The sequence below is a fragment of the Nocardia sp. NPDC051052 genome, from assembly GCF_044456045.1.
Taxonomy (GTDB): domain Bacteria; phylum Actinomycetota; class Actinomycetes; order Mycobacteriales; family Mycobacteriaceae; genus Nocardia.
In genome coordinates, this window is sequence record NZ_JBITFL010000010.1 from 248,355 (window position 1) to 272,058 (window position 23,704).

A 23,704-nucleotide genomic window follows, 5' to 3' on the forward strand; every position below is an offset into this window, starting at 1 on the left:
GCCGGAGCCGAGCGCCAGCGAGGTGCGGGTATGAGCGGGGTGAGTCGCGAGACCGTGGTGCGGGTCGGCGTGCTGAGCTGGCTGACGGTGGTCTGGATCGCGCTGTGGGGCGACCTCAGCATCGCCAATCTGCTGGCCGGGCTCGCGGTCGGGGCGCTGATCATGGTCGCGCTGCCGCTGCCGAGGGTGCCGGTGAACGGGCGGCTGCATCCGCTGTCGATGGTCGAATTGATCGTGGTGGCCTCGTATTACGCGATCGAATCCAGCCTGCAGGTGGCCTGGTTCGCGATCCGGCCCGCGCCGCCGCCGGTCTCCGGGGTGCTGCGCGTCTATTTGAGCACCAAGTCCGATCTGGTGCTTGTGCTGTGCACCGACCTGCTGAACCTGATACCGGGCACCATGGTGCTGGAGATCGATCGGCGCCGCTGCGTCGTCTACGTGCACGTGCTCGATGTGAGCAGCGACGCGGCGGTGGACAAGTTCTACCGGACGACCCGGCGCCTGGAGAAGCTGCTCATCTCGTCGTTCGAGCGCCACTCCGAATGGCGGTCCACCCCGGCCGGGCCCCCGGAGGTGACCCCATGACCGTCGTCGCCATCATCGCGGGCGTACTGCTGACGGCCGCCGCCGTGATCACCAGCTATCGCATTCTGGCCGGGCCGAGCACCCTGGACCGGATCGTCGGCATCGACTCGCTGATGGCGATCGCCGCGTCCGGGCTGGCCGTCTGGGCGGCCTACAGCGAGGACACCACGATCATTCCGGCGATCATCGCGCTGGCCTTGGTCGGCTTCCTCGGCTCGGCCGCCGTCACCCGCTTCCGCGTGAAGGACGAACAGTGAACCCAATGATGCTGGCACGAAAGACATTTCAGAGCGGAGGCGACCGATGACCGTGTGGCAGTGGATCTCCGGCGCCCTCATCCTGTTCGGCGCGACCCTGGCACTGACCGCGTCCATCGCGATCGTGCGCTTCCCCGACACTCTCACCCGCATGCATGCCGCCACCAAACCCCAAGTGATCGGCCTGGTCCTGGTGCTGGCCGGTGCCGGCATCGAACTATTCGGCCACGGCAACGTCTGGGCCCTCGTCCTGGTCGGCCTCTTCACCCTGCTCACCGCCCCGGTAGTGGCCCACCTGATCAGCCGCACCGCCTACCGCGAACAAAGCCACCGCGACGGCCTACTCACCGTCAACGAACTCGGCTATCACGACATCGACTGAGCCCGCCACGATTCAACAACCTTTATCGTGGCTTGCCGTCACCCCTACGAATAGTTCAGTTCAGTGCGCGGCGGTCTCGACCTCGCGCTGGGATGCCGCTGTCTGGCGCTGGCCGGCGAACCAGGTGGCGTGGAAGGCGGCGGCCAGGGCCGCGAGTAGTGCGAGTATGACGGTGCCTGCGAGGACTGGGTATTCGGCCATCGCGACCGCCAGGTAGCGGTAGGACAGCAGCAGGGTGGCCAGCACCGCGGTGCCGCCGGCGACGAGGCGGATGCGGAACCAGCCCCAGCCGCGTTCGGGATCGCGCAGTGCCGACTCGACGGTCAGGCACAGCACCGCGCCCGCGACGAGGTCGACGCCGTAGTGGTAGCCGAAGCCGAGGGTCGCGGTCACCGTCGCGAGCAGCCAGAACGCGCCGCCCCAGCGGACCAGGCTCGGCGCGGGACCGCCGTCGGTGTCGCGGCGGGTGTGCAGGAACACCGACAGCGCCCAGGCGGTGTGCATGGACGGCATGCAGTTGCGCGGGGTCGCCGAGTCGAATGCCATCGGCATCGGATTGCGGTCCAGCGGCGGCACCACGCTCGGCCAATAGTTGCCGAGCTGCAGGCCGTGCCCGTCCGCGCCGAACGCGAACATCGGCCCGACCACCGGGAAGACCACATAGACGATCGGGCCGACCAGCCCGAGCACCAGAAACGTGCGCACGAGATAGTGGGTCGGCCAACGGCCACTCGACACCACCCGGCGCAGCTGCCACACCGCCACCACGATCGCCGCGACCGGCAACTCGATGTAGACCCAGTGCAGCACCCCGTAGACGACCGGTCCGAGCACGTCGAGCACCCGGCCCAGCACCCAGGACGGATCGCCCAGCGCGTGATCGGCGAGCAGCACGTATTCGTCGAGCACCGTCGGCCTGCTCAGCACCGTGACGTGCAACCACACGTCGCCGACCTTGGTGGCGAGGATGAGCAACGCTCCGAGCGCGGCGGCATGCAGCGCGTTGCGCCGTTCGATCCCGTCCCAGCGCAGCCAGGCGAACACCGCGAGCCCGGTGAGCACGATCACCGGGCCGTTTCCGATCGCGAACGACGCACCGGCCAGCAGCCGAACGCCGAGCCACACCACGTCGATGGCCACGGCCGCACTCAGCGCGACGATCCGGCGCCGGGTCGAAATACCAACCAGCGCAAGGACCAAGCCCGCCCACGGCACCGACATCGACTTGGGGGTGCCGACGTAGTCCTGCCACAGGCTGCCCAGCGGGCCCTGGAACCCTTCGCGCATCGCCACGATTTGCAGCGCGATCAGCAGTACCGGCACCGCGGCGACGCCCGCCGCGACCCACACCCGGGTCGGCGGCACACGCAACCGAGGAGCGGCACTTCCTACTCTGGGTCCCGGGTCTTCGACAAGCACTCGACCATAGTAAACGGGGGGTGAACGCCATCCCACTGAGCGGCTGAACACTAGAGGACGACAGCCGACGGGTGGGTGGACACTCGGCAACCGAGCCCACCGGGCGAATTACTGCTCGAGCTCCTTGACCAGCGCGTCTACCACCGCGACCAGATCACCCTGCGCCGCCGCGGCGACTTTTCGCTGCCGCTGGTATGACGCACCTCGCTCCGGAATCTCCGCGACGAACGCCAATTCGTCCGCGCAGCCGAGCCGTTTCGCGGTCGGCTCCAATCGGTTCAGCAGGTCGGTCACGTCGTCGGTGATCAGCCGCTCGTTGCTCTTGTCGTCGACGATGATGATCGAGTCGAGCCCGTAGCGGGCGGCCCGCCACTTGTTCTCCTGAACGTGCCACGGCGGCAGCGAGGGCAACGTCTCGCCCTCCTCCAGCCTGCGGTCCAGGTCGACGATCAGGCAGTGGATCAGCGCGGCCATGGCGGCCAGCTCGGCGCGGGTCGACACCCCGTCGCACACCCGCACCTCGATCGTCCCCCACTTCGGCGCGGGCCTGATGTCCCAGTGCATGCCGCCGAGCTGTTCGAACACCCCCGTCTTGAACTGGTCGTGCACGAAATGCTCGAAGCCCTGCCAGTTTTCGAACTGGAACGGCAGCCCGGCGGTGGGTAGCTGCTGGAACATCAACGTCCGGTTGCTGGCGTAACCGGTGTCCGCGCCCGCCCACATCGGCGAGGACGCGGACAGCGATAGTAGATGCGGGTACTGCATCAGCAGCGCGTTCAGGATCGGAAAGACCTTGTCCCGGTGCGAAACTCCGACGTGCACGTGCACGCCCCAGATCATCATCTGGCGGCCCCACCACTGGGTGCGCTCGATCAGCTCGTCGTAATGCTCCGAGCGGGTGAGCTGCTGGGCCGACCACTGGGCGAACGGATGGGTGCCCGCGCAGAACAGGTCGACGCCGAGCGGGTCGGCGGCGCGCCGGACCGCGTCCATGGTGCCGCGCAGATCGTCGACCGCCTCGCTGACGGTCTCGTGCACACCGGTGACGAGCTCGACCGTATTGCGCAACAGCTCCTTGGTCACCTGCGGGGTGCCGTCGTGCGCGTGCAGGTCGCCCAGCGAATCGAACACCGCCGCAGCGGTATTCGAGAGATCGCGGCTCACCTTGTCGACGAGTGCGATCTCCCACTCGATGCCTATGGTGGGCCGGGGCGATCCATGGAAGGGAACGTGTTCTCTGCCTGCCCCGGCCATATCGGCTCCTGCGCTACTGGATCACACCGCAGGCAACGCGGCCGCCCGCGTCGCCTGTCGCTAGCGTCGTATCGTCCGGGCCGGCAACGCCGTCGGCTCGGAGGTACCGGTTCGGGATATTGCCGAAATTGTCGGCGTCGGCGTGGATCATCAACGCCTTGTTCTTCAGGTCGTCGAGCGTCAGCGCATCGGTGGTGGTGACCAGCTTGGCCGTGCCGTCCGAGCGGACCTCGAGCGAGGTGAGGTCGCCGCTGGCCGGGTGCGTGTTCGCGCTGCCGACCTGCAGATGGCCACCGGCCGAAAGGAAGTCGCCGGCCGGACCGCCGGTCGGCGCGACCGAGTTGGCCTCGCACTTGCCGATCGAGTGCACGTGCAGGCCGTGGAAGCCGGGGCGCAGGCCGTGCGCCTCGACGGTGAACTGCAGGTGGTTACCGTCCTTGACGATGTTCGCCGTGGCGACCGAGGCGCCTGCGGCGTCCTTCAGGTCGACCTTCACGCCGGTGTTCGCCTCGGCGGTGCCGGTTTCCTTGCCGGATTCGCTCGCGGGCGGGGCGGCGGAACCGCTCCACACCGGCGGGGTCGTCCCCTTGACGTCACTCGACTCCTGGCTATTCGAGCAGCCCGCGAGGCCGAGGACCGCGACCGCGAGCACCGGGGTCACAGTCCGCCAGGACGGGCGACGAGTTGTGGACGGGGCCATCGGGGAACTCCTTTATGAGTACCGAGTTTACGAAGTTTAGGGGTAAAGCTGGGTGGACACGTTCGTTACCGGACAAGATGATGCCACGTCCGCAGTGTCGCGCCGTGACAGGCCCGTTCAGCGGCACGTCGCCAGTTGGCGTGGCCAGGTCGCCAGTTGTCAGTTACCCGTCACGATCACGGTTACACCCGGTGCGGACTCACCCAATCCGCTCGACTTCGATTCCGCGGTGATGCCGAGCTGCTGCGCGATGGCCTGCCCGGCTTCCTTGTCACCCGGCGAATTGCCGTAGTACACGGTGGTTTTCGGGATATTCGCGCCGGGGTAGTTCCCCGTCTCTACGACGTTCCAGCCTTCCGCGGTGAGCTGGCTCGCGGTCTTTCCGGCCAGCCCGACGATCATGCTGTTGTTCAACACGGTCACCGGAACCGCCTTCGCGGCGGCCGCGCCGGAGGTGGTCGCCAGGGCGGTGGTCGACGGCGTGGTGGTCGCCGCGGACGAGGTGGCGGCGGGCGTCGAGGGCGGCACGGCGTCGGAGGCCTTCGGGGCGGTGGTGCCCGCGGGCACCTGCGGTACCGGCTTCGCGGCGGTCGAGGTGGCCGATTCCGACGGACCGGATCCTGAGCTGTCGGCATCGGAGGTAGACAGCGACATCGCACCCAGGCCGCCGAACACGATGGCCAGCGCGATCAGCACCATCGCCAACGCTCGCAATGGCGGCCCACCGGAGGTGGGATTCGGGTAGCTCACCTAGTCGAGCCTAGCCCGGTCATACCTGGAAACCGAGCCGTCGCGCGGCCCTGGCTTTTTGCCTGCTCGCCCGCAGCCTGCGCAGCCGCTTGACGAGCATGGGATCGGCGGCGAGCGACTCCTGCCGGTCGACCACCGCATTGAGCACCTGGTAGTACCGGGTGGGCGACATGCCGAACAGCTCTCGGATGGCTTCTTCCTTGGCCCCCGCGTACTTCCACCACTGGCGCTCGAAGGCCAGGATGTCGTGTTCGCGACGGCTCAGGCCGTCGCCGTCGCCGGTTGTTTCCGCTGCCGTGACATCGTCGCTCGCGGAAGGGTCGCCCTGGATCGCGGAAAGATTCCGTGCCGCTGCGCCGTCCATCTTGCTCCCTCGCCGAGTTACCACCAGACGAAAAATGGTGCTTGTACGTCGCGGATCATTCAACCACGAGACCGTGGGATCGCCCGGGCTACGGCGCGGCGTGTTCCCTACCTGCCGGTAGGCGTGTCGCGGGAAGGTTGCCGCCCCCGCACGGTCGGCGGCCTGGCGGCGCGGCAATAATTAGTGCCATGGCTATCCTCCCGATCGTGATCGTCGGCGACCCGGTTCTGCACAACCCGACCGAACGGGTCACCCACTCACCGGAGGAATTGGCCGAGCTCATCGCGGATATGTACGACACGCTCGACGCCGCGCACGGTGTCGGCCTCGCCGCCAATCAGGTGGGCGTGCCGCTGCGGCTGTTCGTCTACGACTGTCCCGACGTCGCGCCGGACGGCACCGCGACCCGCCGCCGCGGCGCGGTGATCAACCCGGTGCTGGAGACCTCGGCGATCCCGGAGACCATGCCGGACCCGGACGACGACGAAGAGGGCTGCCTGTCGGTGCCCGGCGAGCAGTACCCGACCGGCCGGGCCGAATGGGCCAAGGTGACCGGCACCGACGAGCACGGTGTGCCGGTGGAGATCGAGGGCAAGGACTTCTTCGCCCGCATGCTGCAGCACGAGGTCGGGCACCTGGACGGCTTCCTCTACGTCGACGTGCTGATCGGGCGCAATGCCCGCGCGGCGAAGAAGGCGATCAAGCGCAACGGTTGGGGCACACCGGGACTCAGCTGGATTCCCGGGACTGTCGCGGATCCGTTCGGCCATGACGACTGATCGAGACGCCGCCTTTCCGGATATCCCGCTCGGCCGTCGCGTGGTCCTACGCTATCGGCTGCCCGCCGGTTATCCACAACCACTCACCGATGTGATCGGAGAACTGGTCTCGCTGGATCCGCCAACCGTGCGCGGCGCCGACGGGCAGGTCGTTTCGGTGACGCCGGATCAGGTTGTCGCGTTGAAAGCGGTGGGGCCCAGGCCGATTCGCACTCGCGAGATCAGGTCGCTGGAGGCCGCCGCCGCGGACGCCTGGCCCGGTATCGCGCACACCTGGATCGATGGCTGGTTGGTGCGTGCCGGACACGGCTACACCGGCCGCGCGAATTCCGCTGTGCCGCTCGGTGATTCCGACGGGCCCGCAGTGGTGACACCGGCGGCGATCCAGCGCGTCGGCGAGTGGTACACCGAGCACGGGTTGCCGCTGCTGCTCGCGTTGCCCGATCGACTGGCCCCCATCCCACCGGGCTGGGACAGCTGGCGCGAGACCATCATGCTGGCCATCGACATCGAGAATTTCGTGCTGCCGCAAGGGCCTTCGATGGTGCGTGTCGCCAGCGCACCGGACGACGCCTGGCTGGAGTTGCACCGGTACGAAGGCGAAGCGCCTACGCCGCAGCGGCTTTCGGCGCGGGAACCGGACGTCGAGGTGCTGACCGCCGTGCGCGACGGCGAACTCGGGTTCGCCTCGCTCGGCGTACCGACGCCGATCGCGATCGGTCGCGGCGCGGTAACCACGGCGCCGGACGGGCGCCGCTGGGTCGGCCTCACCTGCGTGGCGGTGGGCGCGGAGCATCGCAGGAAAGGGCTCGGTTCGCTGGTGTGCGCCGAGCTGATCCGGTGGGGTCACGCGCGCGGTGCGACGCACGCGTACCTTCAGGTCGAGGCCGGAAACAGTGGCGCCCTCGCGCTGTATCGCGAGCTGGGTTTCGTCGAACACCACATGTATCGATACGCGTCCCCGACGAACCATCCCCACCGGTCCGCCGACCTCCGGTAAAACGGAGTTATATCCCTACGAAGGAAGGCCGCTGTGCGCCTCGCCACCTGGAACGTCAATTCGATCCGCTCCCGGCTCGACCGGGTTGCGGAGTTTCTGGACCGCCAGGACATCGACGTACTAGCCATCCAAGAGACGAAGTGCCGCGACGACCAGTTCCCGTTCGAGCGTTTCGACGAACTCGGTTACGAGGTCGCCCATCTCGGCATCAACCAGTGGAACGGCGTCGCCATCGCCTCCCGGGTCGGCCTGACGGATGTAGAGCTGGCCTTCCCGAACCAGCCGGGCTTCGACAAGGAGGCCGGTGCGTCGCTGATCAGCGCGCCGGTCGTCGAGTCACGCGCCCTCGGCGCCACCTGCGGCGGCGTCCGGGTCTGGAGCCTGTACGTGCCCAACGGCCGCGCCTTGGACGACCCGCACTACACCTACAAGCTGGAATGGCTTGCCGCCCTTCGTGACAACGGCGCCCGCTGGCTCGCCGAAGACCCCGAAGCCAAGATCGCTTTGGTCGGCGACTGGAACATCGCGCCCACCGACGACGACGTCTGGTCCCCCAAGCTCTTCGAAAACAAAACCCACACGTCCCCACCCGAACGCGACGCCTTCCAGTCCTTCCTCGACACCGGCTTCGCCGACGTCATGCGCCCCTACGCCCCCGGCCCCGGCGTCTACACCTACTGGGACTACACCCAACTCCGCTTCCCCCGCAAAGAGGGCATGCGCATCGACTTCATCCTCGCCTCCCCCGCCCTGGCCCGCACCGCCACCGACGCCGTAGTCGACCGCGAAGAACGAAAAGGCAAGGGCGCCAGCGACCACGCCCCCGTAATCGCCGATTTCACCGTGTGACCTCCCCATTGACTTTGTCTTTAATACTTTGCTACTGTGCAGATGCGTGGGCCGTTGCAAAGCATAAAGTGAAGTCAAGAAGGTGGTCATGGAGCATGAGCTTGTTGTCGACAACGAAGTATTCGAAGCCCTCGTAGCAGCAAGACGCGGCTTCGAAAGCGCCAACGACGTGCTCCGACGCTTGCTTCTGGACAGTAGCCGCAGCACAGGTCCCACTAAGAATGTGACGAACTCGGAGCAGCCGCGCGCCGGACAACTGGCAGCGCTACTGGAACGGGGTTTGATCGAAAGTGGTGACGACCTTCGCCATGAACGTGTCCGCAGCGGCCAAGTCTTTGTGGCCGAAGTCCTCGACGGCGGACTGCTCCGGACAGATAAGGGAGTCTACGGCGCGCCGTCCCCAGCGCTCAAAGCGCTGGTTGGATCGGATATTAACGGTTGGCAGAACTGGATCCATACCCGGTCCGGTAAGACGCTGAGCCAGCTACGAGACTCGCTCTAATCTTGTAGACTTTGCCGAAATAATAGTTAAAGATAAAGAGAACCGACCGCCCCTCCCTGGTGCGGGAGCGGACGATCGGCCATGTCCAACAATCTTATCAAAGGTGCTTCGATGAGTAACCCGCAACGCGCGTGTCCTCGATCTCACCGAGGACACCGATGACCTCCTACGACAAGCCGTTCAAGACGCACTCACAGCAGTTGGAACTGCTGCGTGAGCGCGGCATGCACATCGCCGATAAGGCAGCCGCAATGCGGGCGCTGCGCAATATCGGCTACTACCGACTGAGTGGCTACTGGTACATCTACCGTGTCCGGACGAAGTTCGTGTGCGCCCCCGGTGCGGCACCGCATATCGAGATAGGCGACCAGTTCAAGCCGGGAACCACGTTCGATCGGGTCCTGGATCTCTATGAATTCGACCGACGCCTCCGATTGCACGTCCTGGATGCAATCGACCGCGTCGAGATAGCCCTGCGAGTACGACTCGGCTACACACTCGGCGCAGGCCACGCATTCGCCCATCTCGACCGTGCGGCACTGGACGAGACGTTCACCCGTCATGACAGTCGGAATCCCATTGCAAGCCAATCATCTTGGCTTGACAGCCAGCACGCTAAATGGCTGGCCAATGTCCGCCGGGACGAGGACAGATCGAAACACGAGTTCGTCAAGCACTTCAAATCCAAATACGGTATGCCGCTACCCGTCTGGGTTGTCACAGAGCTTCTGACCTTCGGCAGCGCGGCAACGTTGCTGGCCGGCTTGAAACAACCACAGAAAAACATGATCGCGGCCGACTTCGGGATTTTCGATGAGCATTGCGATGGTGACGGCGCGGCACTGACCAAGTGGATCACCAATCTCGTCTACTTGCGCAATACCTGCGCCCACCATAGTCGCCTGTGGAATCACAACGTCGTCGACCAACTCGGCAGACTCGAGGGAACCCCTGATCTCGCCCACGCGAGTGGAGTACATCAGCGCTCGCGGATCTATGCGTCGCTGGCTGTCCTCGCCTATCTCACCAGCCAACTCGATCCCGAGTCGACGTGGCGCACCGACACCGCCGCGATGATCGACTCAGGCCTCGTCGGTGTCGGTGAGTCACCCGATCGGATCGGGTGCCCGCCGCTATGGGACCGAGAACCGATATGGTCCGTGGATTATCAGCCACCCGCAGATCCGCTCCCCGCTGAGCATCGCGAAATTCTGCGACGGTTCGAATGCGTTGGCACAGCAGAAGTCGGTGTAATCATTGATGCGAGGTCGAACCCCAGACGCCGCGCAAGTGCGGTGCGGTATCACCGCGCGCACAGTGAGTTGCTTGGCTTCCCAGTCGGAAACACCCACTGGTTTCCGGTGTTTCAGCTCGACACAGCAGGCCAGCGTCTGAACCCTCTTGTGGCACACGTCAACAAAGCGCTCGAAGCCAAGCAAGATCCTTGGGTGGCTGGAGCGTGGTGGTGCGCACCAAATATGAACTTCGGCAACGCCGTGCCTACGGATTTGTTACTGGCCGGCCTCCTCACCATGGAGATGGTCGATGCCGCCCTGGCTGCCAAACGTTCCGAACGATAAGCGAGTATCAGCCGTGCCTCGGTAGTCGCGTGTTCACCGACCGGCGGCAGAGATCGGTGGCAACGCCCACTGTGCGAGCGGCGCGGTATTGAGGGTGAAACCGACCGGCTCGGGGAGCGGCACCTCGACACCAAAAGCCGTCATCATCGTGTTCTGGTACCGACCTGCGCTAGGACTGCTGTAGACGGCGGTTTTGTGGGCATCCCGGTCGACCAGCAAGTAGATAGGAATACCCGATGCGGCGTAGGCCCGCGGCAGGTCGATTCGGTGCCGCTGGATGGTGTCCTCGCCGTGCGAAGCGACCTCGACGACCATGAGCACCGACTGCGCGCTCGCCCATTCGCCTTGGCCTACAAAAGCTTCAGTGTCGGCGAGCGTGCCGTCCGGGCGCACCCGTCCGGTTCGATCGGCACCGACGAGGAGCCCCTGCGTGGTCGATAACCACAGCTCCGGCCGCTGCGACAGGCAGCGGCGGATCAACCACTCGATGATGCAGCCGTGGTTTCCATCCGGCGGCTGCTTGGCAGATAATTTCCCCGCTAGGGACTCCAGTCGCAACCCCTCGGCGATGCGATTTGCCGCCCGCGCGAGTTCCTCGAACTCGCCAATGCTCATCTGTGGCGCACGAGTTGCCATGCCGCAACGGTACTGACGTAGTCGGACAACTGGGCAGGCTTCGTCGGCGAGCACTCAGCTGGCTGAGGCGTTCGCACGACCGACGCGGCCGTAGCGTTGGCGAGCCTCCTGTGGTGTCACGGTGATCGGGTGTTGCGGGGTACCTGCGTTCAGGTGTTCGGCGTAGAGGCGGGCGGTCATGGGGCCTAGGAAGTTTCCGAGGACTGCCTGTTTTGCGGTCTCGTTGCCGAGGGCTTTGATGGCGAGGCGCATGGGGATGCGGTAGCCGCGGTCGACGATGCCGGGGTGGTTGAAGCCGCCCGTGGTGCGCATCCATTTGGGGAGGGTGGCGATGGCGGCGGGGGCTACCAGGCGGCTGCCGGACCAGAGTTTGAAGCCGCGGTTCAGTGGGGTGTGCAGGAGGTAGTGCATGCCCTGGTGGGCTCGTTCGGAGGTGCAGAGTTGGGGGCGCATCTCGGCGAAGTAGTCGCGGACTTCGGCGCGGGAACTCGGGACGTCGGCGAGCTTGCAGGTTTGCAGTTCGGCGGCGATCACGCATTCGGCCCAGTACCGCTGCTCCTCTTCGGCGGAGAGCGGGCCGGGGCCGTATACCTCGTAGCACTTGAGGACCGAGTGCCAGCCGGTGACATGGATCCATAGTTGCGAGTCGGGATTGTTTGCGCTGTAACGCTTCCCGGTCACCGGCTCGATGCCGGTGGCCTGCGCGTGCACCTTCATCAGGTGCTCGGAGGCCTCGATCGCCATGCGGCTGTCGGCGACGGCCGCGATGAGGAAGTAGGCGAAGGTGTGGTCGAGCCTGCCGCGCGGATCGGTGTAGATGCCCTTGGCGTCGGCGACCGCGGCGGTGAGCGCGGGGTCGAAATGCTCGAGCACGACGGAGCGCTGGAAACCGATCACGGCGGTGGCGTGGGTCCACACCTTCCAGGTCGGCGAGTCCGGCCCGAAGAAGCCGTAGTCGACCGCACGGATGGTCCGGGCCGGTGCGTCGAATTGCGGACGCTCGGAGTGCGTTGTCATCGTCTTGCTCCTTTGCACGACAGATGGCTCGGTATTAACCGATACATTCATTCACCAGTGTAGCGTTACTGTCACCGCAGGTACGAGATACTTTTACGGGTTCATCTCATAGCTGCCCGCCAACGCCCTGGCCTGGGCGAAGACCTGTTCGAAGCGCGCGCGGTCGGCGACCGGGCGACGGATCAGGTCGAGGGCACGGGTCTGCTGCGCCTTGGTTGCGGCGGGTTTGGTGTGCAGGGTGAGGGCGTTCTTGGCGAACTCGCGGACGAAGTTGTCGAAGATCTGATCGAGGACGGCGGGGCTGGTGCCCTCGATCTCGGCTTGTTCGAGGACCAGTTGCGCGTAGGGCAGCGCGGTGAACAGCTCGCCCAGCGCGAACAGGAAGTCGACGTCGCGCTGCTGCGCGGCGGTCGGGGCCGCGGCGGCGAGCAAAGTCTGGAAGGCAAGGGCCTGTTCCAGGAACACCGCGACATTCGGTATGTGCGTGAACTTTTCGAAGACCCGGCGCCAGTCGCTGAAGCGGATGCGGCCGAGGCCGCTGCTCGGCCCCTGCCGGAAAAGGAATTCGTCGTCGGCGGTGTCGCGGCGCGTCGGCACCGGAGCGTATGCGGCACCGGCGAATTCGGCGCGCAGCTTCGGCACCGCGGCACCGGCGCGCGGCGCCAGCCTGCGGCTCGACCAGCTCAGCGCGCCGGACACCGCGCGCACCGCGCCCTTCGGCGCGGCACCCGCACCGGGCAGGAACTGCAGCGCGGCCAGGCCGGCGTCGGCGGGGTGGAACATGTAGTTGGCCATGAACTTCAGCGAGAGTGCCATGTTCACGTGCACGGTGCCTTCGAGCCTGGGCAGCCCGAACAGGCCGAGCATCGCCATCGGGAAGTACATGTCCTTCTCGAAACCGCGCGCGGCGATCACGTCGGCGAGATCCTCGATGATCCGCTGCCCCTGCCGGGTGACGGTCATCTTCTCGATCGCGTTGAACAGCAGGTAGCGCCGGTCTTCCGGGGAAGCGGAGCGCATATAGTCGATGGCCCGCTCACTGTAGAGTTTCATCGCGATCAACCGCGCGTACGAGTCGGTCATCAGCGCCTGCACCTGCGGGAACTCGGTCACCCTGTGCCCGAACAGGATTCGATTCTCCGCGTGGGTAATTGCCTCGTAGTAGGCGTGTTCGCAGGCACCGACGGCACCGAAGCCGAGGTTGAACTTGCCGACGTTGACCGTGTTCATCGCAGCGTGGAAGGCGGCCTCGCCGCGGTGCAGGATGTCTTCCTCGGCAACGGGATACCCGTCGAGGTCGAAGGCGGCCACGTACATCTGGCTGTCCACGACATTGCCGCGCAGGTGGTAGTTCTCGTGCTTGCTGTCCGCGACGAAGAACAGGTAACCCTCGTAATCCTCTTGTGTCGGTTTGCTTTCCAGCGCCTTGGAGCTGTCGATGATCGGCTTGTCGGAGCGCCTGCCGAACACCGAGACCAGCGCGGCCTGGTTGCCGTTGCCGATGTAGTGCTTGCCGCCGGTGGCCCGGTATCCGCCGCCCGGCTGCGGCTCGACCATCATGTCGGTCGAGTAGACGTCGGCGCCGTGCTCCTTCTCCGACAGGCCGAACGCGAAGATCTCGCCGGAATCCAGCAGTGCGGCCGCCCGCTGTTTGGCCGCCGCGTTGTCGCTCTGCCAGATCGGGCCGAGGCCGAGGATGGTGACCTGCCAGACGTACCAGTACTGCATGGAGTAGAAGCCGAGGATCTTGCTCATCATCGCGATCCGCGCGGTGTCCCAGCGCTTGTTCGGCTCACCGTTGGCCTCGGCGGCCGGCGTGAGGAAGGTCGCGAAAACGCCCTCGCGCTTCACGAAATCGAGGAACTCGGCGTACCAGACCCGATCCCGATCCTCCTGCTTGAGCACCGCCTTGCCACGTGCCTCGAACCAATCGACGGTCGCGCGCAGCAGCCGCCGGGTCTCCGCGTCGAACTCGGCAAACTCGCAGGTCTTCGGGTTGAACAGGGTTTCGGTCATCGCTGGCTCCTCGGCCGTGGCTTCGCGCTCGCGCCTGCTGGCAGGTCGCTCGACAAGGGCAGCCGGCCGCATCCAGCCGACTTCATACAGCACTGTAGCATTAACCTTCGTCAATGTAGGAAGTTGATCTACAGGCGTCGGACCAGCGAGAACTTGGCAACCCACGCTGCTATGTTGGTGCCCATGGGTAGCGATTCGGCCGTGCGGCCGCGGCAACGGGCGCCGCACCTCGGCCCGGAACGCCGCCGCCCGCAGGTGCTCGACACCGCGCTGGCCATCGCCGTCGAGCACGGCATCGCGGCGGTCACCATGGCCGCCATCGCCGAACGGATGAACGTGACCCGTCCGGTCGTCTACGCCTGCTTCGCCGATCGCGTGGAACTGATCGAGGCCCTCATCCAGCGTGAGGAGAGCTACCTGGTCGACGACCTGCTCGGGGTGATGCGGCGCCGCGACGTCGACGCGGGCGAGACCGTGTTCATCGAGGGCTTCCGCGCGCTGCTGGAAAAGGCGGCCGGACGGCCCGACGCATGGCGCCTGCTCTACGGCAATCCCGATCCGGCCGTTGCGGATTCGTTCGGGCGCGGCCGCTCGCTCGCCATCGAACGCTGCGGCACCCTGCTGCGGCCGACGCTGCGCGCCTGGGGCACCGAGGACGCCGAGCGCAAGCTGCCGGTGCTGGTAGAGCTGTGGGTGTCGGCAGGCGAGGGCGCGGTGCGCACCCTGCTCGCGGACGAAGGCGACTGGACACCACAGGCTCTCGGCGCCTTCGTCGGCGCGGCGGTCTACCGCGCCCTCCGCCACGCTTGAGCTCCCCCGCCTCTCCGGGAATTCAGGCCAGACTCAGGTGCGGCCACAGTTGCGTTGGCGACCGGCGGGATGGAGCAGGGCGGGTTAGCCCGTGCCCGGTGAGTTACCCATGTGCTCTCGAGATCAGTCGGTCGGCCTATGGCTGGGCGCTGTGTTTGACAAATGGTCGGGTAGGAACTGAACAGCTAGGCGAAATGCCTCCTGAGGGGCTGATGTTCCGGCAGAATTCGCCCTGTCGGGGGTGGATTCCGCCACTGCGCCCGGCCAGCCATCACTACGATGGTGACCAGTTGAACCAGGCCACAAGCCAGGCAAGGAGGTGCGGTCATGGCGTTCTACCGACAGGTAGGAGCGGTGCCGCCGAAACGGCATACCCAACATCGGGACGAGCAGGGCCAGCTCTATTACGAGGAGCTGATGGGTGAGGAGGGCTTCTCCGGAGACTCGTCACTGCTGTACCACCGTGGGCTGCCGCCCGCGATCGTCGACTCGACGGTGTGGGAGCTGCCCGATCAGTCCACCACCCCGAATCATCCACTGCGGCACCGGCATCTGCGGTTGCACGAGTTGTTCCCCGGCGATACCCCCGCCAGGACCGACGCGGTGACCGGCCGGCGCCTGCTGCTCGGCAATGCCGATGTGCGCATCTCCTATGTCGTCGCCAAGGGCGCGTCGCCGCTGTACCGCAACGCGATCGGCGACGAGCTGGTCTACGTGGAATCCGGTGCCGCCGTGCTCGAAACGGTCTTCGGCGCGGTGCCCGCACGCCAGGGCGATCAGGTGCTCATCCCGCGCGCGACCACCCACCGCTGGCTGCCGACCGGACCGGAACCGTTGCGCGCATACGTGATCGAGGCGAGCAGCCACATCACCCCGCCGAAGCGGTACCTGTCGAAGTTCGGTCAGCTGCTCGAGCACGCACCCTACTGCGAGCGCGACCTGCACGGCCCGGCCGAGACCTTGACCGCGACCGGTACCGACGTGGAGGTGCTGGTCAAGCACCGGCCCGGCGGCCAGGTCGTCGGCACCAAGCTGCTGTACGCCACCCACCCGTTCGACGTGGTCGGCTGGGACGGCTGCCTGTACCCGATCACCTTCAATATCAGCGACTTCGAGCCGATCACCGGCCGGATCCACCAGCCGCCGCCCGCTCATCAAGCTTTCGAGGGGATCAACTTCGTGGTGTGCAATTTCGTGCCGCGCAAGGTCGACTACCACCCGCTGTCCATCCCGGTGCCGTACTACCACTCCAATGTGGACTCCGACGAGATCATGTTCTACTGCGGCGGAAACTACGAGGCGCGCAAGGGATCCGGGATCGCGCAGGGCTCGGTGTCGGTGCACCCCGGCGGCTACGCGCACGGCCCGCAGCCCGGCGCCTACGAGCGCAGCATCGGGCTCGACTACTTCGACGAACTCGCCGTCATGGTCGACACCTTCCGGCCGCTCGAGCTCGGCGAGGGCGCCCTCGCCTGCGAAGATCCGGCCTACGCGTGGACCTGGTCGGGGCGGGGGCCCGCGTGAGAACTCGTGTCGAAGTACCCAACGATTCACTGTTCGGCGCGGACAACCTGCCCTACGGCGTGTTCGCTCCCGACGGCCAGAACTACCGTGTCGGAACGCGTTTGGGCGATTCGGTGATCGATCTCGCTACCGCACTCGGCGATCCGGAATTCGCCGAGCCGAGCCTGGGCGCCCTCATGGCGCAGGGCCCGCGACGCTGGCGCGAGGTGCGCGAACGCGTCCGCGAGCTGGTCGACAATGAAATCGACAGTGCCGCAATACATGCGCTGAACGAGGTGCGTCTCGGCCTGCCGGTGCCGATCGGTGACTACGTCGACTTCTACGCCAGCATCGACCACGCGACGAACCTCGGCCGCCTGTTCCGGCCGGACAGCGAACCGCTGCTGCCGAATTGGCGGCACCTGCCGGTCGGCTACCACGGTCGAGCGGGCACCGTGGTGGTGTCCGGCACCGAGGTGATCCGGCCCAACGGTCAGCGCCGCACCGATTCGGGCACACCGGATTTCGGGCCGTCCCGGCGGCTGGACATCGAGGCCGAGCTCGGCTTCCTGGTCGGCGTCGGCTCCGAACTCGGCGATCCCGTCGAGACCGGCGAGTTCGCCGAACGCGTCTTCGGCGTGGTGCTGGTGAACGACTGGTCCGCCCGCGACATCCAGGCCTGGGAGTACCAGCCACTCGGCCCCTTCCTCGGCAAGTCCTTCGCGACGTCGATCGCGTCCTGGGTCACGCCGCTGGCCGCGCTGGAACCCGCCAGGGTGCCGACGCCGGAACAGTCCCCCGAACCCCTGCCCTACCTGCAAGAAAAGGAGCCGTGGGGTCTCGACATCGACCTGACGGTCTCCTGGAACGGGGACGCGGTGTCGCATCCGCCCTTCTCCCGCATGTACTGGTCGCCCGCGCAGATGCTGGCACACCTCACCGCGAACGGTGCCGTCACCCGCACCGGCGACCTGTACGCCTCCGGCACCATCTCCGGCCCGGAGCCGGATCAGCGTGGCTCGTTCATCGAGCTCTCCTGGGGCGGAAGCGAACCCATGTTGGTGAACGGTCAGCAGCGCACTTTCCTGGAGGACGGCGACGAGGTGGTCATCACCGCGTCCGCACCGGGCCCCGACGTGCGGCGCATCGGCCTCGGTGAGGTCAGGGGCCGCATCCAGCCCGCGCGCCCACGTTGACAGCGCCACACTGATCAAGGGCTACACACCGACTCGAGTCGGGTCGACAACCATCGGCCCGACTCGTTTCGTTTCTGAAATCTATTGCCCCGCAGTGGCTCCCCGGCCTGCGTAGACCACGGCGAGGAAACCCTTCAGATCCTCGATGAGCATGTCCTTGCCGTCCGGAGTTCCGCCGTCGTCGTGATGGTGCAGCCAGTCCGCGACGAGCTCGAACATGCCGCCGATGGTGGCCAGCGCCAAGGCGAGCCGCGCCCGCTGCACCCCGGCATCGCCGGCGGGTTCGCCGGACCACTCCCGATCCAGGAAGGCCGCCGACCAGCGCCGGTTGCTGCGGCGGATCCGCTCGACCGTCGGCGAAATACCGCCCGCCTCACCGAAAGTCACCTTCGCCAAGCGCGGATCGTCGGCGATGGCGTGCACGAACGCCGCGAGCACCGGCGCGGCGCGCTGCGGCCAGGCCAGCTCGGCGGCCGCGGCGGCACCCGTGATCACCCGTTGCTGGATCTGCGCGGTGAGCTGTTGGAGCAGCGCGATATAGCACGCTTCCTTGCTGTCGAAATGGTCGTAGAACCCTTTGGTTCCGACATACGCGCGCTGGCAGATCTGCTCGATCGATGTTCCCGAATAGCTGTGCTCGGCAAACAGTTCGGTGGCCGCGTCGAGGAGTTGATTGCGCCGCTGTGCGCTGCGCTGTTCGGCGTCGAGTCCACGGATCCGGCGGCGAGCCGGACCCTCGGCAGGCCGCGCGGCGGATTTGCTGCGGGTCATCCCTCGACCATAGCTCGATGACTTATAGAAAGAGCTCTTGTTGATAACACGTTCTCGTGTTGTAATCGCTGTCACCTTGATGAGGAAGGACGCATACGTGTCAGTGATCACTGGTGATCCGACCGGCCGCCCGCGGACCGGAATACGTGCGGTGGCCGTGTTGGTGACGATGGCGTTCGCCATGGCCACCGTGCTGCTGACCGGCGCGGTCGACGCCGCGCCGGCCGCCGCAATGCCACTCCCGCACGATGACTCGTTCTACCAACCCCCCGAAGGATTCGAGACCCAGGCGCCCGGCGCGATTCTCCGATCGCGGGAGGTGCACCTGGCGGTGCTGACCGCGCTGCCGCTGAACGTGCGTTCCTGGCAGTTGCTCTACCGCAGCACCGATCTCAACGAACAGCCCACCGTCGCCGTCACCACGGTCATCCTGCCCGCGGGCGCGGATCCGAACCGCTCCCGTCCACTGGTTTCGCTGCAGTTCTACTACGACAGCGCCAGCAACGATTGCTCGCCTTCGTATGTGCTGCAACAAGGTTCGGGCCTGGCGGGTCTCGAGGGCATCCACTCGCAAAGCGAACTGATCGCGATCGCCGGGCTGATCAGCCAGGGCTGGGCGATCTCGGTGCCGGACTACGAGGGGCTCGACGGTCACCTCACGGTGCCGAAGGAACCCGGCTACATGACCCTCGACGGCATCCGCGCCGCCGAGGGATTCCAGCCGCTTGGCCTGGACGGCACCAACACCCCGGTCGCCATGTGGGGTTACTCCGGCGGCGGCATGGGTTCGGGCTGGGCGGCCGAAATGCAGCCGACCTACGCACCAGAACTGAACGTCAAGGGCGTCGCCCTCGGCGCGCCGACCTCGGATGTGGTGTCGCTGCTGCACGTCAACGGGTCGATGTTCTCGTCGCTGATCGGCATCGGCATCTCCTCGCTGCGCAAGGCGTACCCCAAGTTCAAGGAGGCGGCCGATCGGTACCTGACGCCCGAGGGGCAGGCGCTGATGGATCGGACCGAGCGAACCTGCCTGCCGCGCAACGCGGTCACCCAGATGTTCGTCGACTACGGGCGCCTGCTGACCATTCCGATTCCGGACTTCCTGCAGGTGCCCGAGATCAAGGAAACCTTCGCGCAGACGGTGCTCGGCCGCAACATCCCCACCGCGCCGATCTTCCTGTACCAAGGCGTCTTCGACGAGGCGGTGCCGGTGTGGACCAATGATCGGCTGGATCAGCAGTGGTGTGCGGGCGGCGCGTCCGTCATCTACAAGCGCGACCATCTCAGCGAGCATCTGAGCCTGCCGTCGCTCGGCATGGCCGACACGCTCAACTGGCTGAAGTCGCGGCTCGCGCCGAACGCACCCGACCAGTTCGGCTGCCGCACCGACAACGTGGTGTCCATGCTGGCCGACTTCAACGCCCTGCTCACCCAGATCGAGATCAACCTGAACGCCACCTTCGGCGCGCTGGGATTCCCGATCGGCCCACGCGAACGCTGAGTTCCGCACCAGTGCCTGGCCCTCGACCGGAACCCCGGTCGAGGGCCAGGCTTTTTCGTGTCATGGGCGAGCTCGTCCGATCATGGGGCGATCCTCAGGACATCCAGGTACTGTCGGGCCTGGAAAATTTCACACCGCCAACGGGGGCTCGCACCAGCGGGCTGAGAGGACGGCTAGGGCCGTCGACCGTATGAACCTGACCGGGTAATGCCGGCGTAGGGAGGAACAACATGGCTACTGCTACGTCCAGCGACGGCTCCGAGATCATCGATACCGTCACCACCGGACCCATCGAAGGCAGTGTCAAGCACTACACCGAGGTAGACGGGCTGCGCATTCCGGTCCGTCGGGTCAATCTGACGAACGGCGAGCATTTCGACGTCTACGACACCTCCGGCCCGTACACCGACGACACAGCCCAGATCGACCTGGAGTCGGGCCTACCGAAATTACGCGATACCTGGACCAAGCCCGAGGCAGTGTTCGATGCGGCGTCCGCCGGTGGCCCGCCGACCCAATTGGCCTGGGCCAGGCAGGGCATCATCACACCCGAGATGCGCTTCATCGCCGCCCGCGAGGGGGTGACACCCGAGCTGGTGCGCGACGAGGTCGCCCTCGGTCGCGCGGTGATTCCCGCCAACCACAAGCATCCGGAGCTAGAGCCGACCATTATCGGCAAGAAGTTCCTGGTGAAGATCAACGCGAACATCGGCAACTCGGCCGTCTCGTCCTCGATCGCCGAGGAGGTCGAGAAGATGGTGTGGGCTACCCGCTGGGGCGCCGACACCATCATGGACCTGTCCACCGGCAAGAACATCCACGAGACCCGCGAGTGGATCCTGCGCAACTCGCCCGTCCCGGTCGGCACCGTGCCGATCTACCAGGCGCTGGAGAAGGTAAACGGCGATCCGACCCTGCTCACCTGGGAGATCTACCGCGACACCGTGATCGAGCAGTGCGAGCAGGGCGTGGACTACATGACCGTGCACGCGGGCGTGCTGCTGCGCTATGTGCCGCTGACCGCCAAGCGGGTCACCGGCATCGTCTCGCGCGGCGGATCCATCATGGCCGCTTGGTGTTTGGCGCATCATCAGGAATCGTTCCTGTACACCCACTTCGCGGAGCTGTGCGAGATCCTGGCGAAGTACGACGTGACCTTCTCGCTGGGTGACGGCCTGCGGCCCGGCTCCATCGCCGACGCCAACGACGAGGCACAGTTCGCCGAGTTGCGCACCCTCGGCGAGCTGACGAAGATCGCGAAATCCCATGGCGTGCAGGTGATGATCGAGGGCCCCGGGCACGTGCCGATGCACAAGATCGTGGAGAACGTGCGGCTCGAGGAGGAGCTGTGCGAGGAGGCACCGTTCTACACCCTCGGCCCGCTCGCCACCGATATCGCGCCGGCGTATGACCACATCACCTCGGCCATCGGCGCCGCGATCATCGCGCAGGCGGGCACGGCGATGCTGTGCTACGTCACCCCGAAGGAACATCTCGGGCTGCCCAATCGGGACGACGTCAAGGTCGGCGTGATCACCTACAAGATCGCCGCGCACGCCGCCGACCTGGCCAAGGGACACCCGCACGCGCAGGACCGGGACAACGAATTGTCCAAGGCGCGTTTCGAATTCCGCTGGCGCGATCAGTTCGCGCTGTCGCTGGATCCGGACACGGCCAGGGAATACCACGACGAAACCATGCCCGCCGAGCCCGCCAAGACCGCGCACTTCTGCTCCATGTGCGGGCCGAAGTTCTGCTCGATGCGCATCTCCGCGGACGTCCGTGAGTACGCCGAGCGCAACCAGCTCACCGACGTGGCGGCGATCGAGGCCGGGATGGCGGAGAAGTCGGCCGAGTTCGCCGACAGCGGCAACTCGGTCTATCTGCCGATCGTCACGTAGCCCCAGTTCGACTGTCCAGCAACGAATCCGGTTCCCGCACCCCCATGCGTGCGGGAACCGGTCGTTTCAATCCCCGCGCATGATCTCGAGCAGTGACTCGAGCGGACCGGCGGGGACGACTGCCATCCGGTCGCCGCTGCCGCGGATGGTTGCGGCGATATCGACGGTGATGCGGTTGCGCCACCAGTAGATCGAGCGGCTGACCGGCCTGGACTCGGCCTCCCCCGCCACCAGCAGCTGGGCGAGCAGGCTGGTGCCCGCGAGAACGGTCGGCCCGGTGATCGGGTGGACAAGCAGGTGGGTGTGGCCCGGGATGACGAGCAGCGCGCCCCAGGGCCCGACCACCGGATAGTCGTCGAGCCAGCGCACGTGGGCGGTGACGAAATCGGACGCACCGTAGAGCATGTGGATGTCGGCGTCGTCCATGCCATCGATCTCGGTGGCCAGCAGATCGAGCCCGCCGTCCGCGCGGGTGTTGCGCTCGGCGATCTCGAACAGATCGGATTCCGTTGCGCCCCAACGCTTCGCGTTGGCGTAGGTCACCGGCGTCACGATGTCGCCGAAGTCGATCAGCACCCGCTGCAGCAGCCCGGGGGCGACCAATCGCCGCACATCGTTGATCAGCCCTTTCGTGCGCGCCGAGCAGAGCCTGGTCCGCAGCAGCGTGCGCACGGACTCCAGCCGAGACACATCGAGATGCCCGGCGGCCAGGTCGGCGATCTGCATATCCAACCGATCGCCGACAAGCGTCGCCCACAGCTGTCGTGGCGCGCGCGCAACCCGCCGCTCCAACCGAGTACAGGGCAGCACGATCCGACCGGCCCCACGGCCCGAGAGCACGAACTCCCCGTCGGATTCCGCACACCCATACCCGTGCCGCACCGCAACCTCGTTGACCAGCAACTTCAACAGACCCGAGGACGACTCACGCATAACCCCTCGCTCTCGTCCGGCACCTACTCAGCTCTAGTGTATCGAACATACGTTCGATACCGCCGGGTCCGATGGGTCGAGCTGGTGATGCTGGGGAGGACTTTCGGATCAAGGACGTCCCGGCCCACCTCCGATCGCATCGAGGTCAGCGAGTGCGCCCTCGGGGAGAACCAGATCCGCTGCGGCGACGTTGTCGCGCAGGTGCTGGACCGAGGAGGTACCGGGGATGAGCAAGATGTTGGGTGACCGCTGCAGCAGCCACGCCAACGCGACGGCCATCGGACCGGCGTTCACCCGCGCGGCTACCGAAGCCAACGTCCGCGACTGCGTGGGCGAGAGGCCGCTGAGCGGGTAGTAGGGCACGTAAGCAATGCCGAGGCGAGCGAGATCGTCGACGAGATCATCGTCGGCTCACAGGGCGAGGTTGTAGGGATTCTGGACGCACACGACGGGCGCGACAGCGCGCTTCGGCGATCTGCTCCGCATCGACCGCCGAAAGCCCGAGGTGCCGGATCAGGCCCTGCTGCCGCAATTCCGCCAAGGCGCCGTACTGCTCGGCGATGGCGCCGGGACCGAAGTCGGCTTCTTCGTCGAAGCGCAGGTTGACGATGTCGAGCGTCTCGAGGCCGAGACGACGCAGGTTGTCGTGCACCTCCTCGCGCAGTTCTGCCGGGGTGTGGGTGTGCGGCCAGCCACCGTGCTCGTCCCGGCGCACGCCGACCTTCGTGACGATGTGGACCTGCTCCGGATAAGGCCACAGCGCCTCGCGGATGATCTCGTTGGTGAGGTGCGGACCGTAGAAGTCGGCGGTGTCGATGTGGGTGATCCCGAGTTCGACTGCTGCGCGCAGCACAGCGATCGCGCCGTCGCGATCCCTGGGTGGTCCGAACGTGCCGGGACCGGCGAGCTGCATTGCGCCGTAACCCATCCGGGTGAGATCGATGTCGGCTACGCGGTAGGTTGCGCCGGAATGCCCCGTGGTCACCTCGATTGCCATGG

The 23,704-nt window shown here is 66.2% G+C and carries 25 protein-coding genes and 1 riboswitch; of the genes, 13 read left to right on the forward strand and 12 right to left on the reverse strand.

The window, feature by feature from the left end; genetic code table 11:
• The first annotated feature begins 39 nt into the window (after positions 1 to 39).
• The 3 genes from ACIBCN_RS31790 to mnhG are packed head-to-tail and all read left to right on the forward strand — an operon-like array spanning position 40 to position 1,224.
• Entirely contained in the window at positions 40 to 585 is a 546-nt protein-coding gene (locus ACIBCN_RS31790; RefSeq protein ID WP_396995534.1) for a Na+/H+ antiporter subunit E, read from the forward strand.
• On the forward strand, positions 582 to 842 hold the full coding sequence (locus ACIBCN_RS31795) for a monovalent cation/H+ antiporter complex subunit F (protein ID WP_379284312.1): 261 nt from the start codon (positions 582 to 584) through the stop codon (positions 840 to 842). Before ACIBCN_RS31790 ends, ACIBCN_RS31795 begins: the two co-directional genes overlap by 4 nt.
• A gap of 46 nt (positions 843 to 888) precedes the next feature.
• On the forward strand, positions 889 to 1,224 hold the full coding sequence (mnhG, locus tag ACIBCN_RS31800) for a monovalent cation/H(+) antiporter subunit G (protein ID WP_396995382.1): 336 nt from the start codon (positions 889 to 891) through the stop codon (positions 1,222 to 1,224).
• A gap of 60 nt (positions 1,225 to 1,284) precedes the next feature.
• Here mnhG and ACIBCN_RS31805 read toward each other — a convergent pair whose 3' ends face one another.
• The 5 genes from ACIBCN_RS31805 to ACIBCN_RS31825 all read right to left on the reverse strand — a co-directional run bounded on the left by ACIBCN_RS31805 (position 1,285) and on the right by ACIBCN_RS31825 (position 5,711).
• Positions 1,285 to 2,589, reverse strand: coding sequence for a DUF5933 domain-containing protein (locus ACIBCN_RS31805; protein WP_396995535.1), 1,305 nt, complete (start codon positions 2,587 to 2,589; stop codon positions 1,285 to 1,287).
• Between the two features lie 162 nt (positions 2,590 to 2,751).
• Positions 2,752 to 3,897, reverse strand: a complete 1,146-nt coding sequence (locus tag ACIBCN_RS31810) for a glutamate--cysteine ligase (RefSeq protein ID WP_396995383.1) — start codon at positions 3,895 to 3,897, stop codon at positions 2,752 to 2,754.
• Positions 3,898 to 3,910: 13 nt separating this feature from the next.
• Positions 3,911 to 4,597: a superoxide dismutase[Cu-Zn] gene (gene sodC / locus ACIBCN_RS31815; RefSeq protein WP_396995384.1), complete on the reverse strand. Its 687-nt coding sequence runs from the start codon at positions 4,595 to 4,597 to the stop codon at positions 3,911 to 3,913.
• Between the two features lie 159 nt (positions 4,598 to 4,756).
• Positions 4,757 to 5,347, reverse strand: a complete 591-nt coding sequence (locus ACIBCN_RS31820; RefSeq protein WP_396995385.1) for a LytR C-terminal domain-containing protein — start codon at positions 5,345 to 5,347, stop codon at positions 4,757 to 4,759.
• Positions 5,348 to 5,366: 19 nt separating this feature from the next.
• Positions 5,367 to 5,711 (reverse strand): DUF3263 domain-containing protein, encoded by a 345-nt coding sequence (locus ACIBCN_RS31825; RefSeq protein ID WP_396995386.1) that lies wholly within the window; start codon positions 5,709 to 5,711, stop codon positions 5,367 to 5,369.
• Between the two features lie 188 nt (positions 5,712 to 5,899).
• Between ACIBCN_RS31825 and ACIBCN_RS31830 the strand changes: the two genes are divergently transcribed.
• The 5 genes from ACIBCN_RS31830 to ACIBCN_RS31850 all read left to right on the forward strand — a co-directional run bounded on the left by ACIBCN_RS31830 (position 5,900) and on the right by ACIBCN_RS31850 (position 10,421).
• A complete protein-coding gene (locus tag ACIBCN_RS31830) occupies positions 5,900 to 6,490 on the forward strand; it encodes a peptide deformylase (protein WP_396995387.1) in 591 nt (196 codons plus the stop codon).
• Entirely contained in the window at positions 6,480 to 7,490 is a 1,011-nt protein-coding gene (locus tag ACIBCN_RS31835; RefSeq protein ID WP_396995388.1) for a GNAT family N-acetyltransferase, read from the forward strand. Before ACIBCN_RS31830 ends, ACIBCN_RS31835 begins: the two co-directional genes overlap by 11 nt.
• Before the next feature lie 33 nt (positions 7,491 to 7,523).
• Positions 7,524 to 8,339 carry an exodeoxyribonuclease III gene (locus ACIBCN_RS31840; protein ID WP_396995389.1) on the forward strand — a complete coding sequence of 272 codons (816 nt, stop codon included), beginning with the start codon at positions 7,524 to 7,526 and terminating at the stop codon, positions 8,337 to 8,339.
• A gap of 88 nt (positions 8,340 to 8,427) precedes the next feature.
• Positions 8,428 to 8,841 carry a hypothetical protein gene (locus ACIBCN_RS31845; protein ID WP_396995390.1) on the forward strand — a complete coding sequence of 138 codons (414 nt, stop codon included), beginning with the start codon at positions 8,428 to 8,430 and terminating at the stop codon, positions 8,839 to 8,841.
• A gap of 158 nt (positions 8,842 to 8,999) precedes the next feature.
• On the forward strand, positions 9,000 to 10,421 hold the full coding sequence (locus ACIBCN_RS31850; RefSeq protein WP_396995391.1) for an Abi family protein: 1,422 nt from the start codon (positions 9,000 to 9,002) through the stop codon (positions 10,419 to 10,421).
• 33 nt (positions 10,422 to 10,454) lie between these two features.
• Here ACIBCN_RS31850 and ACIBCN_RS31855 read toward each other — a convergent pair whose 3' ends face one another.
• The 3 genes from ACIBCN_RS31855 to ACIBCN_RS31865 all read right to left on the reverse strand — a co-directional run bounded on the left by ACIBCN_RS31855 (position 10,455) and on the right by ACIBCN_RS31865 (position 14,090).
• Entirely contained in the window at positions 10,455 to 11,111 is a 657-nt protein-coding gene (locus tag ACIBCN_RS31855; RefSeq protein WP_396995392.1) for a Uma2 family endonuclease, read from the reverse strand.
• A complete protein-coding gene (locus ACIBCN_RS31860; RefSeq protein ID WP_396995393.1) occupies positions 11,112 to 12,074 on the reverse strand; it encodes an oxygenase MpaB family protein in 963 nt (320 codons plus the stop codon). It lies immediately after the preceding gene.
• Positions 12,075 to 12,167: 93 nt separating this feature from the next.
• Entirely contained in the window at positions 12,168 to 14,090 is a 1,923-nt protein-coding gene (locus tag ACIBCN_RS31865) for an acyl-CoA dehydrogenase family protein (protein ID WP_396995394.1), read from the reverse strand.
• Positions 14,091 to 14,273: 183 nt separating this feature from the next.
• On the opposite strand from ACIBCN_RS31865, the gene ACIBCN_RS31870 reads away from it, so the two are divergent.
• The 3 genes from ACIBCN_RS31870 to fahA all read left to right on the forward strand — a co-directional run bounded on the left by ACIBCN_RS31870 (position 14,274) and on the right by fahA (position 17,599).
• Positions 14,274 to 14,900 (forward strand): TetR/AcrR family transcriptional regulator, encoded by a 627-nt coding sequence (locus ACIBCN_RS31870; protein ID WP_396995395.1) that lies wholly within the window; start codon positions 14,274 to 14,276, stop codon positions 14,898 to 14,900.
• 327 nt (positions 14,901 to 15,227) lie between these two features.
• A complete protein-coding gene (locus ACIBCN_RS31875; protein ID WP_396995396.1) occupies positions 15,228 to 16,424 on the forward strand; it encodes a homogentisate 1,2-dioxygenase in 1,197 nt (398 codons plus the stop codon).
• Positions 16,421 to 17,599, forward strand: a complete 1,179-nt coding sequence (fahA, locus tag ACIBCN_RS31880) for a fumarylacetoacetase (RefSeq protein WP_396995397.1) — start codon at positions 16,421 to 16,423, stop codon at positions 17,597 to 17,599. The genes ACIBCN_RS31875 and fahA overlap by 4 nt, the downstream gene beginning before the upstream one ends.
• An 81-nt stretch (positions 17,600 to 17,680) precedes the next feature.
• Here fahA and ACIBCN_RS31885 read toward each other — a convergent pair whose 3' ends face one another.
• A complete protein-coding gene (locus ACIBCN_RS31885) occupies positions 17,681 to 18,370 on the reverse strand; it encodes a TetR/AcrR family transcriptional regulator (protein ID WP_396995398.1) in 690 nt (229 codons plus the stop codon).
• Between the two features lie 97 nt (positions 18,371 to 18,467).
• On the opposite strand from ACIBCN_RS31885, the gene ACIBCN_RS31890 reads away from it, so the two are divergent.
• On the forward strand, positions 18,468 to 19,871 hold the full coding sequence (locus ACIBCN_RS31890) for a lipase family protein (protein ID WP_396995399.1): 1,404 nt from the start codon (positions 18,468 to 18,470) through the stop codon (positions 19,869 to 19,871).
• Between the two features lie 130 nt (positions 19,872 to 20,001).
• A riboswitch (TPP riboswitch) is annotated at positions 20,002 to 20,110 on the forward strand.
• Positions 20,102 to 21,772: a phosphomethylpyrimidine synthase ThiC gene (gene thiC, locus ACIBCN_RS31895; RefSeq protein WP_396995400.1), complete on the forward strand. Its 1,671-nt coding sequence runs from the start codon at positions 20,102 to 20,104 to the stop codon at positions 21,770 to 21,772. It overlaps the preceding riboswitch by 9 nt.
• 66 nt (positions 21,773 to 21,838) lie before the next feature.
• On the opposite strand, the gene ACIBCN_RS31900 is transcribed toward thiC, so the two are convergent.
• From ACIBCN_RS31900 to ACIBCN_RS31910, 3 genes are all read right to left on the reverse strand, one after another.
• Positions 21,839 to 22,705, reverse strand: a complete 867-nt coding sequence (locus tag ACIBCN_RS31900; protein ID WP_396995401.1) for a hypothetical protein — start codon at positions 22,703 to 22,705, stop codon at positions 21,839 to 21,841.
• Between the two features lie 108 nt (positions 22,706 to 22,813).
• A complete protein-coding gene (locus ACIBCN_RS31905) occupies positions 22,814 to 23,068 on the reverse strand; it encodes an aldo/keto reductase (protein WP_396995402.1) in 255 nt (84 codons plus the stop codon).
• A 37-nt stretch (positions 23,069 to 23,105) separates the two neighbouring features.
• The gene (locus ACIBCN_RS31910) at positions 23,106 to 23,702 is read right to left on the reverse strand and encodes an aldo/keto reductase (protein WP_396995403.1); all 597 of its coding nucleotides are present in this window, start codon (positions 23,700 to 23,702) and stop codon (positions 23,106 to 23,108) included.
• Positions 23,703 to 23,704 lie beyond the last annotated feature (2 nt).